The 11,616-nt window shown below is 65.8% G+C and carries 14 protein-coding genes; 4 read left to right on the top strand and 10 right to left on the bottom strand.

The window, feature by feature from the left end:
* Position 1: 1 nt before the first annotated feature.
* Positions 2 to 724: a glycosyltransferase family 2 protein gene (locus AC1DBQ_RS02975; protein ID WP_476927081.1), complete on the bottom strand. Its 723-nt coding sequence runs from the start codon at positions 722 to 724 to the stop codon at positions 2 to 4.
* A 420-nt stretch (positions 725 to 1,144) separates the two neighbouring features.
* Between AC1DBQ_RS02975 and AC1DBQ_RS02970 the strand changes: the two genes are divergently transcribed.
* The gene (locus tag AC1DBQ_RS02970) at positions 1,145 to 1,747 is read left to right on the top strand and encodes a DUF1214 domain-containing protein (protein ID WP_476927080.1); all 603 of its coding nucleotides are present in this window, start codon (positions 1,145 to 1,147) and stop codon (positions 1,745 to 1,747) included.
* A gap of 1 nt (position 1,748) precedes the next feature.
* The gene (locus tag AC1DBQ_RS02965; RefSeq protein WP_476927079.1) at positions 1,749 to 2,402 is read left to right on the top strand and encodes a DUF1254 domain-containing protein; all 654 of its coding nucleotides are present in this window, start codon (positions 1,749 to 1,751) and stop codon (positions 2,400 to 2,402) included.
* 127 nt (positions 2,403 to 2,529) lie between these two features.
* Here the strand turns inward: AC1DBQ_RS02965 and AC1DBQ_RS02960 are convergent, their stop codons facing one another.
* From AC1DBQ_RS02960 to AC1DBQ_RS02940, 5 genes are all read right to left on the bottom strand, one after another.
* Positions 2,530 to 3,855: a DUF2254 domain-containing protein gene (locus AC1DBQ_RS02960; RefSeq protein ID WP_476927078.1), complete on the bottom strand. Its 1,326-nt coding sequence runs from the start codon at positions 3,853 to 3,855 to the stop codon at positions 2,530 to 2,532.
* Between the two features lie 100 nt (positions 3,856 to 3,955).
* On the bottom strand, positions 3,956 to 5,176 hold the full coding sequence (locus AC1DBQ_RS02955; protein ID WP_476927077.1) for a redoxin domain-containing protein: 1,221 nt from the start codon (positions 5,174 to 5,176) through the stop codon (positions 3,956 to 3,958).
* Positions 5,173 to 6,087, bottom strand: coding sequence for a cytochrome c biogenesis CcdA family protein (locus AC1DBQ_RS02950; RefSeq protein WP_476927076.1), 915 nt, complete (start codon positions 6,085 to 6,087; stop codon positions 5,173 to 5,175). The genes AC1DBQ_RS02955 and AC1DBQ_RS02950 overlap by 4 nt, the downstream gene beginning before the upstream one ends.
* A 1-nt stretch (position 6,088) precedes the next feature.
* Positions 6,089 to 7,123 carry a cytochrome c oxidase assembly protein gene (locus AC1DBQ_RS02945; RefSeq protein WP_476927075.1) on the bottom strand — a complete coding sequence of 345 codons (1,035 nt, stop codon included), beginning with the start codon at positions 7,121 to 7,123 and terminating at the stop codon, positions 6,089 to 6,091.
* Between the two features lie 2 nt (positions 7,124 to 7,125).
* Positions 7,126 to 7,635, bottom strand: a complete 510-nt coding sequence (locus AC1DBQ_RS02940) for a MarR family winged helix-turn-helix transcriptional regulator (protein WP_476927074.1) — start codon at positions 7,633 to 7,635, stop codon at positions 7,126 to 7,128.
* A 130-nt stretch (positions 7,636 to 7,765) separates the two neighbouring features.
* Here AC1DBQ_RS02940 and AC1DBQ_RS02935 point away from each other — a divergent pair, with 130 nt between their 5' ends.
* Together AC1DBQ_RS02935 and AC1DBQ_RS02930 are read left to right on the top strand one after the other, a co-directional pair.
* Positions 7,766 to 8,368 carry a transglycosylase domain-containing protein gene (locus AC1DBQ_RS02935; RefSeq protein ID WP_476927073.1) on the top strand — a complete coding sequence of 201 codons (603 nt, stop codon included), beginning with the start codon at positions 7,766 to 7,768 and terminating at the stop codon, positions 8,366 to 8,368.
* Between the two features lie 18 nt (positions 8,369 to 8,386).
* The gene (locus AC1DBQ_RS02930) at positions 8,387 to 8,584 is read left to right on the top strand and encodes a universal stress protein (protein WP_476927130.1); all 198 of its coding nucleotides are present in this window, start codon (positions 8,387 to 8,389) and stop codon (positions 8,582 to 8,584) included.
* A 19-nt stretch (positions 8,585 to 8,603) separates the two neighbouring features.
* Here AC1DBQ_RS02930 and AC1DBQ_RS02925 read toward each other — a convergent pair whose 3' ends face one another.
* The 4 genes from AC1DBQ_RS02925 to AC1DBQ_RS02910 all read right to left on the bottom strand — a co-directional run bounded on the left by AC1DBQ_RS02925 (position 8,604) and on the right by AC1DBQ_RS02910 (position 11,605).
* The gene (locus AC1DBQ_RS02925; protein WP_476927072.1) at positions 8,604 to 9,776 is read right to left on the bottom strand and encodes a cation:proton antiporter domain-containing protein; all 1,173 of its coding nucleotides are present in this window, start codon (positions 9,774 to 9,776) and stop codon (positions 8,604 to 8,606) included.
* Between the two features lie 75 nt (positions 9,777 to 9,851).
* A complete protein-coding gene (locus AC1DBQ_RS02920; RefSeq protein ID WP_476927071.1) occupies positions 9,852 to 10,286 on the bottom strand; it encodes a universal stress protein in 435 nt (144 codons plus the stop codon).
* Positions 10,287 to 10,407: 121 nt separating this feature from the next.
* The gene (locus AC1DBQ_RS02915; RefSeq protein WP_476927070.1) at positions 10,408 to 10,584 is read right to left on the bottom strand and encodes a hypothetical protein; all 177 of its coding nucleotides are present in this window, start codon (positions 10,582 to 10,584) and stop codon (positions 10,408 to 10,410) included.
* A 637-nt stretch (positions 10,585 to 11,221) separates the two neighbouring features.
* Positions 11,222 to 11,605 (bottom strand): sulfurtransferase, encoded by a 384-nt coding sequence (locus tag AC1DBQ_RS02910; protein ID WP_476927129.1) that lies wholly within the window; start codon positions 11,603 to 11,605, stop codon positions 11,222 to 11,224.
* Positions 11,606 to 11,616: the final 11 nt, after the last annotated feature.

Below are 11,616 nucleotides of genomic sequence, written 5' to 3'. Positions count from 1 at the left end.
ATCATCGTTCTTCGCGGCGGCCGGTCATCCGGGCCGGTCCTGAGGGCAGCGCGGCCGCGGCCAACCGGAGCTGGGCAGACATGTCCCGGACCGCAGTGATCGTTCCGCGTATGGTGCCGGTGACCTTCGATTTGCCGGTGCGCGGGGCATACGGCACGGGKATCTCCACGATCCGCCAGTTGCGCAGGCTCGCCTTGAGGAGCATCTCCAGGGGGTAGCCGCTGCGCCGGTCCTCCATGCCCAAAGCGAGGAGCCCGTCGCGGCGTGCCGCCCGCATCGGTCCAAGATCAGTCACTTGTTCCCCGGTCAGGCGCCGGATCCGCGATGCCAGGACGATGTTGGCGACGCGGGCGTGCAAGGGCCAGGACCCACGCTGCGGCTGGCGGCCGCCCAGGACGAGGTCCGCGCGTCCGTCCATGACGGGGGCGAGGAGCGCCGGGAGCMGCGCCGGATCCAGCGAGCCGTCACAGTCACAGAAAGCCACGAACTCCGCCGTTGCAGCGAGCAGCCCGGCGTGGGCGGCCGCCCCGAAACCCCGCCGGTCCTCCCGGACCACGGTAGCCCCCAGACTTTCGGCGAGCTCGGCTGAACCGTCCTCGGAACCGTTATCCACGACTATGGCCCGGTACGCATGCGGCAGACGCGACAACACCCACGGCAGGGCGCCTCGTTCATTGAGACACGGCAGCACGACATCAACCATGGAGTCGGTCTTTTCAAACATGCTTCAAGGCTACGGATCCGGCAACTCCGATGGGCCCCGGAATCCTTACGGTATGCGGACGGAAAAGTGCCGCGACCCCCAAGGACGAGCCGCGGCACTGTCCGCCGGTGCGGACTATCTCAATCTCATGAAACTGCCAGAGACACAGCGAGAAGACCGCTTCGTCATGGCGGTCAGCAGGCGCGGGCCACGAGCTGGTGCTGGATGCCAGCACGCCCGATCTCCGGCCCGCGAATCGTGAACACGAGGTGTGTAGGACTGCCCAGACCACGGCCGGTCCGGCGCCTTACATCCAATAGTTCCTGAATCGAGACATCGGGCACTTCTTTGATCCTGTTCAAGGACGACTCGCTGTGTCTCCGCTCGCCGGTTCGATGTGGAACGGCACTTAGCTATTTGGCGCAGTGGTAGTTTGCGGACATGGCAAATGTCCTCGCGTGGTTCTCACACTCCGGTGTCGTGCAAGGGTTGCTTCTCGGCGCCGTGCTGGCGTTCTTGACGGCGATCCTTATTATGAAGGCCGTCGGCAGGGTAATCACCACGACGGTCAACGGTTGGAGCGCCATCCGAAAATGCGGCCAGCCTGGCAACGGAGTCCTCGTGCGGGCCGCCTGCGCCAAAGCCCTGCCSGTCGTCAATGTGTTTGAAGAGGCCGCATACTGGACGACCACTATGGATGGCTCAGGGCATGCGCTGAGCGGCGGGCATGGCTACGTCCTGCATTTTCCTGCCGGGAAACTCCCGCCGAATGACGCCTTCTGGTCGCTCACTGCGACCGACGTCGCCGGGTATATGGTGGCCAATCCAACTAATCGCTACAGCGTTGGTGGCAGTTCACCTCTCGTGCAGAACGCCGACGGGTCAGTCGATGTCCATCTCCAGCATCAGGCTCCCGGCGGGCACGAGGAGAACTGGCTGCCGACTCCTTCCGGGAAGTTCAAGCTGATGTTCCGCGTGTATCTGCCTGGCGCGGCAATTCTCGACGGCACCTACCAAGTGCCGCCCGTTGTCAGGGCGCAGTGACATGAACCGCCTCATCCTGAAGCACGGACGTCCCCTCACAGCCGTCATACTGGCGGTCTTCGCCTGGGTCCTCTACCGGCGGATCGCCGGCGGGGACGAGATCATTCCGCTCGCCATAGCGGCAGTCATCGTATGGGTGCTTGGCGCGCCGGCCTTCATCTACCTCTGGCCGCGTCTGACGGTCAGCGGATACAAGCGGGCGATCCTCAAGCATGGGTTCGGCGACGGCCCGATCCCCGTCAACAAGCTCTACGCCGTGCCCGGCACMCCTTCCCCGTCGGGGACGCGCGGGAGCCTCATGGCAACCGGAGCCAACGACCTGCTCTACGTTGGCGGCTGGCTCGACTTGAGCACGGKGCCGCAGGTCCTGCACGTGCCGGACATGGCCGGCCGTTACTTCAGCGTGCAGTTCACCGACCCGTCGACGAGCGCCAATTTCGCCTACGCCGGCAAACGCACGACGGGAACCCAGGCCGGCGACTATGTTCTCAGCGCGCCCGGCTGGAAGGGAACCGTACCGAACGGCATGACGCAGATTTCTTCGCCAACGAATTCCGCACTCGTCATCGGCCGGGTCTTCGTCGAGAGCGACAGCGATCTTCCGATCGCTTACGCGCTTGCTCAGCAAATACAGCTCGCGCCGCTGAAACACTAGCGGCCGGCGCAACCAGCCCGGATGTTCGACCACGAACGGCTCGTCACCAGCTAGCGTCGATGACCCTCGCCGGGATCCAGGGCGTGTCTCCTTATTGGCGTGCGGGCGCGACGGTGCAGGGTGATTCTCAAGCTGCACCGGATGACAAGGCCTCAGCGAGGCCTAAGAGGCGTTKGCGTTCGACGCTGGTGTAGGGGCAAGCCGCGATGGCCTCTCGCATCTGGGCCACTTGAACCAGCACCTCGCCAMGGTATTCTTCCCGTTTGTCCCGCCAGGAGAGCTCCCGGAGTAGGACAAGTAGCCTTTCGGCGACGGCGGGGTCTCCAGCCCCGTATTGCCGCGACTGCGCGATGGCCAGGTCCAGGAAGTCCCCCATCCGGGGCTGGGACAGAATGACTCTGACCTCATCGTTGTCGTCCGTGAGCCCTTCCGGTCCGGGGCTCCTTTCGGCCAGTCTGCACAACAGGTCTGAGAGGTGGCCGATCACGTGCACGGCGGTGGTCGGATCGTTGATGCCCGGGGAGAGGGCGCGAGCTGCGACATCCGACAGTTGACGGAAACCAAAGCCGACGTCCTGGACGTTGGTGCGTTCAAAGCCGGTGTCGACCGCCGCGTTGATTTGTTCCCGCAACTGCTCCGCGGTTTCCGGGCTGAGGAAGGGCCGGGGAGGCAGGGGCCACGCGGTTGCAAAAKGAACTCCTTCCACCAGGGAACTGCCGGGCTCGGAGTCTATTCGGATCACGGCACCTGCTTCCACAGCGGCCCGCAGAAGCGCTTTCTTGTTCAGCGCTGTGAGGAAGCCGGAGTGTGAGCAGGGGATGCCCATGCTGCCGGCACCCGTGGATGGTTCGGGCTGCCGGGATGGCCGGTGGGCCGGGAATACGCGGTCCATCGTTGCCCGGGTTTCGGAGTTAACMCTGCGCATCATAGTTTCAATGCGGATCTCACGGCTCAGGTGGGCAAGGAAGAGAACGRGACCCATGATGCTGGCTATCGTCAGGGTGTAGGCCAAGGTGACGGAGATTTGAGGGACGAAGGAGGGGCTCTGGCTGGTTTCCGTCCGGACGCTGCGCAGGACGGTCAAGGCGAAAGCGAAGGTGGCAAGGAACAACGCCAGGGTCGCGTGGACGAACMTGTCGCTGGAGAAGGTGCGCAGCAACCGAGGCGAAAACTGGCTGCTGGCGAGCTGGAGGGTCACCACGGTGAGGGAAAAGGTCAGCGAGGTGACTGTGATCAGGGACCCCGCAACGGCCTGCAGCACGGCCCGGGCTGCCTCGGGGCCGCCTCCAAAGATCAGGGCTGCAAAGCCCTGCGGCAGTGCGTCGTCTACCGCGGCGTCGAGGATCGGCAGGGCGATGCCGAGGATGACTGCGACAACCACGGACAGGGCGGGCAATGGCCACAGCTGTGTCCGCAGTGCGTCCCTGATCTGCGCTGCCCGGCCCCCGATCATGAACAACCCCGTTCGTTACAGTGTGGTTCTAGCATTGCCGTCCTCCTGCCTCCCGCTGTCTGGCTGCTTTCCGAAGCCCGTGTTGCACTAGCTCATCGAATCAGGAGGGGGCATTTTCCAGGGTGTGGAGGACGTATTCGAGCTGCTCGGCGCTGAAGGTTCCCGGGTGACGGACGGCCAGTGTGCCGTCGGGTGCGACGATGGCGGTGAAGGGCAGTCCGGTGATCTGGTAGGCCCCCGCGGTGGTGCCAGCGGTGTCGGCCAGCAGCGGGTAGCTCGTGCCGCTCCTTGCGGCCAGGGCGGCCGCCGGTCCGGCGGGGTCGGCGACGTCGATTCCAAGGAAGGCCACGGACGCGCCCAGATCGCGGTGTGCTTTCTGGAGTTCAGGCATTTCGCCGATGCAGGCGCTACAGGTGCTGGCCCAGAAGTTCACCACCGTGTACTGGCCTTTCGTCGTGTCCAGGGAGAGCTGCGTTCCAGGATCAGCGAGCCCGGGCAGGGTGAAGGCCGGGGCAGGCTGGCCCAGTATCGCCGGCCCGGCGGGCGCGGTGCCGGAGGGAGTGGGGCCGCCAACMGGTGCACCGGAGCGGCCGGGCAAAAGGTCCGCCGCCGTTTGGGCCATGGCCTGGGCGAACAGGGCCGTGTTCGCGGAGCCGGTGCCGAACTGCCCGATGGCCGCTTCCTTGCCGGCGGGGTCGATGAAGAACAATTCGGATCCATGGACCACCTCGCCGGTCTCCGCGTCGACGCTGACCGGCACGTGATAGTCGGCAGCCACGGTGGAGAGCTGTCCGGGGGTTCCCGTGCCGAAGACCCAGTTGCCGGCGGAGGCGAGGCCGTGGCCATCGGTCCAGGTTTTCACGTCCTGAACGGCGGTATGTAGAGGGTTGGCGTTCACGGAGAGGAAGACGACGTCGGCGGCCGCCGTACCCAGATCGGTGCTGGCGGCGGCGACGTCCTGGGCCAGCAGCGTGCACAGGTCCTMGCACTCGTCGTCGTTGAAGGACAGCACGACGGACTTCCCCCGGTATTGGGACAGGGTGACGTTCTTTCCGTTTTGGTCGGTGAGAGTGAAGTCCGGGGCGGTGTCCAGCGGGGCGGACAAGACGTCGAGCTGCAGCAGCTGGGCCGCGGCGGGGCTCATGGCCGGCTGTGCGGCGGCGGAATCCGCGGATCCGGCTGGTGAGTCCGGCCGGAGGGCAGCAAGGAAGATTCCGGCGAGGGCTACGGCGATGGCCAGCCCGGCGGCGGTCCAGGCCACAGCAAGGCCCCTCCGGAGCCTGCGGTCGGCGGCGTCAGAGGTTGACGGTGTGGTGTTCACKGGTCCTGCCTTTCCCCGCGTCCGGGCTTGGTGTCCGGCGTTTCGGTGACGATCTTGTGGATGACGACGGCGATCGCGGCCACCACGACGGCGCCGAGCAGTATTGCCGACAGAAGCGGCCGCGCAGCGACACCGGCGGCGAGCCAGCCCTGAACTCCGGTGACCGCCGACGTCACGGGTGACGTTGCCGTCGGGTCCTGCAKTTCCGTCACCCAGTAATAGGCCAGGTAGGCCCCTGAGAGGGTCAAGGTGATTCCCGAGATGGCGGGCAGCCATCGTCCCGCTGTCCGGGCACGGCGCACGGCGGCCGAACCGAACGTCGTGGTGACGACGGCGGCGGCCGTCACGAACAGCCCCATTCCCAGGGCGTAGGCAAGATAGGTGGCGAGGCCGGCCTGGAATCCCTGGCCGGTGTCGGAGCCGKCTACGGCTGCCAGGAACAGCGGCAGGGAACAGCTCAGAGAGCCTGTTGCGTAGGCCACCCCGTAGCCCGTCATGGCCGGCACTGACCGCCGCATGCGGAAACGGGGGGCGGACAGGTGCAGCGCGGGTCCCCGGCCGAGCAGGGTGGAGATTCCGGMGCCGGCCATCGCGATCCCGACGGCGGCCATGACCCAGGGCAGCCATCCGGTGGCCAGCCGGGCGCCCTCTTCGAGMAGCAGCCCGAGCACGCCGAAAACGGTGACGAAGCCGGCGCTGACACAGGCGCCGGCCAGCAGCCCCCGGGTAATCCGCGCCGTCCCGAAGGCGGCCTTGCGTCCCGCGGCGTCGGGTGTGCCGGTGAAGTCGGGTGTGCCGGTGAAKAGGGCAAGGTAGGCGGGGAGCATGGGGAAGCCGCAGGGGTTCAGGGCCGCGACGAGCCCAAGCGTGAAGGCATACAGGACCGGTCCGGCGGGGTTGGCAGGGACCATGTCAGCGCCCGGATTCGTTCTGCCGCTGCAGCGACCCCAGATAGGCGTTGTAGTCCGCCAGCTTGGTGTCGCCGTCGCGGGCAGCGCGCCGCTCGGCGGCGCGGGTTGCGCGCTGGTCCGATTTTTGCCATTTCGCTACGAGGGCGCCGAGGACGACGAGGGTTGGAAGTTCCGTGAATCCCCAGGCGATTCCGCCRCCGGCGGCCTGGTCCGCCAGCGGGGAGACGTGCCATCCGGGCATGGGCAGGGAATAGAACTTGACCATGAGGGACGTGGACATCATGACTACGACGCCGAAAAACGCGTGGAACGGCGCCGTCGCGGCCAATTCAAGGACCGGGAGGACCGGGCCCGCGACGCGCCGGAGTCCACGGGTGGGGTTCCGGGGCGAGGGGTCGGCTCCGATGATCCCCCAGAAATAGAGGAACCCGATGATCAGGAAGTGCATGAGCATCAGGTTGTGCCCCCACCATGTGCTCATCAGGTAGTCAAAGACCGGGGTGAAATACAGGCCGTACAGGCTCATGATGAACAGGCCAAACGTCACCGCCGGATGCGTCAGCACCGCAGCAAGGCGCGTATGGAGAACCCACAGCACGCCTCGGCGCAGGCGGCCGCGGTGCCCGGTCCCGCTCGGCAGCGCGCGGAGCAGCAGCGTCATCGGTGCCCCCAGGACCAGGAATACGGGGGCGAGCATGTTCAGGACCATGTGCTGGACCATGTGGATGCTGAAGAGTTCCATGCCGTAGCCCTCGATCCCGGTGGCGGTGACGAGCACGATGATGCCCAGACYGAGAATCCACCAGATGGTCCGCGCAAGGGGCCAGATGACGCCCMGGCGGTAGAGAACGACAACGCCGCACCCATACATCACCAGCAGGATGACTGCGGCCCAGGGMAGGAGCGGAACGGGCTGGGGGTGCCAGGCCAGGACCCGCGCCAGGGTCGGAGGCTCGGCCGGCATCCACATCGGCCCGCTCATCATTTCCCCTGGATCTCCGGAGCCCGGGACCGGCAKGTTAGTTCCCGGCGCCATGCCTAGATCCCCAGGATGAGGGTCTCGTCCGCGGACGGCTCGCCCGCGGCGCGGGCAAAGACTTCAAACCCGGTCCGGACGGCCTCAAGGTCCGGGCCGGAAAGCGACTCCAGTACCTGGGAAATTTCTCGCCTGCGCGCGTCCGTGACCTCGGCATAGACGCGGGCGCCGTCGTCGGTCAGGGAGATGATAACTTCACGGCGGCTGTCGGGGCTGGCAGAACGCGCGATCAGACCGCCCGCGACCATCCTGTCCGCGAAGCGGCTGAAGCTGGACTGATTCGCACCCAGGCGGTGGGCCACCTCACCCATGCGCAGCGGCCCGAAGTTGGAGAGCACCACGAGGACCCGGAACTGGGGAAGCGTGACGGTATCCATCACCGGCGCCAGTGACCTGGCGATCACGCCCAGAAGGGCGCGCGAGGCGGTGAGGGTGCCMTCGACGGCGTCGCGGGGGGCGGTCCCGGAGCCCACGCCGGGACCGCCATTGAGAGGAGAATTGCCGGAATTCATACTTGCTATAGTACATATATTGCGAGAGGTCATGCATGACGGGCTGCTGTGCCGCCGTCCTCGACCGCCGTTCCACGTGACCCGCCAGCAGCACCGAAGGCAATGCCCCCAACAGCGAAGGATCTTCTCAATGGCTCATCCCGGGACCGCCGTGGGACGGTTTCTGCTCTTCCTCGTGGTCGGCGCGGTGTGCGGGGTCATGGTKGCGGGGCTGACGATGCCCGCCGCCGCGGTKGCCGGTTCGGCGGCAGGGTTCTCCGCAGGCCTRGTCGCAAACCTGCCCGACGAGCTGAAGATCGACACTCCCTCCCAGTCCACGGATGTCCTCGCCAACGATGGATCCGTTATCGCCACTTTCTACAGCCAGAACCKGGACAGCGTGGCCCTGGAACAGATGTCCCCCTATATCCGCGATGGCATCGTCTCGATCGAGGACGCCCGGTTCTACGAACACGGGGGCATCGATCCGACCGGAATCCTGAGAGCGCTGGCAGCCACCGCGGGAGGCGGACGCCAGGGCGCGTCCACCATCACCCAGCAATACGTCAACAACGTCATCATCCAGTCCCACATCGCCGCGGGGCGCCCGGACCTGATTCACCTCGGGGCCGCCAAAACGGTCGGCGACAAGATCCGCGAGATGAAACTCGCCGTCTCGCTCGAAAAGACGTATTCCAAGGAGCAGATCCTCMAGGGCTACCTCAACATCATCTATTTCAACCACAACGTCTAGGCTCTCGCAGATGAGGGCCTGGCTGGCACCGGGCAGGTCATGCACAGTGATTCACCGGCTTCAGTGATACTCGACGCTGCCCAGGAGGCGGATCTTGTCGTCGTGGGCTCCCGCGGGCTTGGCGGATTTCCCGGTTTGCACCTGGGCTCGGTCTCGACTCAGGTCGTCAACCACGCACCCTGTCCGGTCCTGGTCGTCCATGCCGAGGCTTCCTGAGGCGTGAAGGGCGGGCGGGCTACTGCGGCGTGCGGGGAGGTCGGCTGTCGAATTGTCTGGCGACGAGGACGTCGGTCGAGGAATGGGCGAGGATGGACAGCACGATGACGAGCGCCACGAGGTGGAAAACCTCGTCGGAGCGTTCCACGCTTGATTCGAGGACGAGAAGTCCGTAGACGACAGAGGCGAAGCCTTTCGGACCGAACCACATGGCGGCGAGTTGTTCTTTGGCCGGCAGTCGGGTGCCGAGGAAGGAAACGATCAGTGCCAGCGGGCGGGCCACGACGATTGCCAGGATGGCGAAGACCCACCCTGCCCATGCGATCTCTCCGAACAGGAACGTGGGAGTGATCAGGGCACCAAACACGAGGATGGCGGCCAGCTTCAGCAGTTCGKAGACCAGTTCTCCKAACTGTTCGAATTCCTCACGGAAGCCCGGTCCGGCGGTGGCCACCGTGATGCCGGCTGCGAACGCTGCGAGGAAGAGGTTGGCCCCGGTCACCAGGCAGATCGCAAGTACGAGCAGTCCGATGGAGACGGCTACCAGTGGTTGCAGCCCTTTGGTTGCCATCAAAAAGGGAAGCCGTTCCAGCCAGATGACGACCAGCGGTATCAGGACACCGATGAGCAGGCCGAGGACGATTTCTTCGGCCAGGACCCCGATCCCGACATCCGTTCCGCCACCGAGGGCCAGCAGCACGAGGACTACGGGCAGGGCCAGCCCGTCATTGAGCCCTGACTCGACGTTGAGGAGGTGGCGTAGGCGTCCGGGAACTTCCTTGCGCCCCACAATGGCGGCCGCGAACACCGGATCGGTCGGTGCGAGCACCGCACCGAGCAGCAGGCACGGGAGCCAGGGGAGCCCCACAATGTAGTGGGCCAGGAGGGCGGTGATAAGTAGTGTCAGGGGCAGTCCGAGGAGCAGCGCCCGGCCCGGCAATCGCCAGGCGCGGCGGAGGTCCGCTAAGCCCACTTTCATGCCGTCCGTATATAGGACCGAGAACAGGGCGAGCTGGGCCAGCACCCCGACGACAGGATCGCCCGGCGTTACCGGAACGACGCCGAGGACGCCCGCGCCCAGGACGAAGCCGCCGAGCAGGAACAGCACCKCGGTGGACAGTACGGTCCGGCTGGCACGTTCGGAGATGAGGACACCCAACAACAGCAGGACCGCAAAAGCGAGCGTGAGCATCGGTATCATCCGCGTTCCCCCCATCTGCTGGTGTGCGTCAGAAATTCGGGAGCGGAACTGCCTTGCCGCCAGGAATCAGGTGCCGCTCCCGGGCCGTACGACCAGGACGGGACAGGGGGCATGGTGGGCGACCTGGCTGGAGGTCGATCCGAGCAGAAGCCCGKAGAAGCCTCCGCGTCCCCGGGATCCCACAACGAGCAGGTCCGCGTCTTTGGCGGCATCCAGCAACGCGGTGGCCGGGGAACCCCGAACGAGCATTCCCGTGATGTCCACGTCCTCAGCGGCGACGGCCTTCAGTGCGTCGGCCTGGACGCGTTCAGCGGCGTGAAAGGAGTCGTTACTGCCGCGGTCTTCGACCGTTGACGGTACGGGAGGATAATGCCAGGCGGTGACGGCCCGGACCTTTCCGCGGMGCATGCGTGCCTCGTCCACCGCCCAGTGAAGGGCGGCCAGTGACTGTTCGGAACCGTCGACACCGACCACGATCAGAAATGTACCGGTAGCGTCCATTCGTCTGTCCTCTCACATCCGCCGTCCCATGGCCTCGGCCAGTGCCAGTCTGTGCCCGTCGTGGTGAGCGGTCAAGGCACTCTTGAATGCCGCACCCTTACAGGGCACCCCGGAAGCCCGCCTACCCCGGCGGACTCGTCGTTGCGCTGGCGCTAATCCCTGAGGCGACCGCTTTCTCGACCATTGCCGGGGCGGAGGCGACGGTGATGGTGCCGATGCGGCCGGTGAACATGAGGGTCATGAGCACCCATTGGGCGTTGGCGGGCAGGTCGTAGGTGATTCCGGTGCTTACGCCCACGGTGGCGAACGCGGAAATTGATTCGAAGAGGGGCTCTCTCGAGGCTGTAGTCCGTGAACATCAGAAGCAGCAGCGTGCCGCTGACTACGGCGGCGACTCCAAGGAGCGCCACGGAGAGGGCTTGGCGCTGGGCGGAGGAACTGATGGAGCGGTGTGCGACGGTGACGTGGTCGCGGCTACGGATCTCGTTCCAGATCGCGAACCCCAGGACGAGGAACGTGGTGATCTTGATGCCGCTGGGGGCGCCTGCGCTGCCCTGCCGATGAACATCAGGATATTGGTGACCATGAGGGTCTCGGGTGCTGCGGAGGCGTAATCGATGCYCTTGAAGCCGGCCGTGCGCGGGAAGACGCTGCCGGCCAGGGTTGCGAGGAGTTTCCCGTCCAACGACATGGGGCCCAGGGTCTGGTCCCGGTTCCATTCCAAGACGCCGAAGAGCACGCACCCGGCGGCKAGGAGCAGCAGGGTGCCGAAGACGGTCAGGCGCAGGTGGACGGTGCAGAGAAGGTCCTCATGTCAGTCCTGTCGCTCGTCGGCATCACGGGCATGGACTTGCGCCAAGGTCCGGCACCTCGGAATCGTCCTGATCTCCGTCGAGGCCATCGAACCGGCTATCCGGAGTCGCCGTGGCGGGCCTTCACGCTGACATGCATCCGCTCGACTTGGCCCCCAACGGACTGAGGACCTCCGCGGCGTGGTTGCCCGTGCTGTTGGCCGGCTTCCGCTCGGCCCCCTGCCGCAAAGGATCGTCCGGCACAGGTCRGACGGTTTCGACTGGGCGTTCGGTTGCGTGACCGTATTGGGACCAACCGCCGACAAAGAGTCGGCCTTTGCCAGCGCCCAGGTGTTCGAGCACCAAAAGGTTGTGACAGGCCGTCACCCCGGATCCACAGTAGGAAATGGTGTTCTCKCCGGAGGTGACACCGGCGCGCTCGAAGTTTGCTCGTAGCCGCGTCTCGGGGAGAAGCCTTCCTKACGGTTCCAGGTTCTCGCGGCAGGGCACGTTGACCGCCCCGGGGATGTGACCTGGGC

It is taken from the genome of Arthrobacter sp. 10T413_2 (assembly GCF_056394205.1).
The sequence above is the reverse complement of the archived record's forward strand: the minus strand, read 5'-3'. Positions and strand labels throughout refer to the sequence as shown.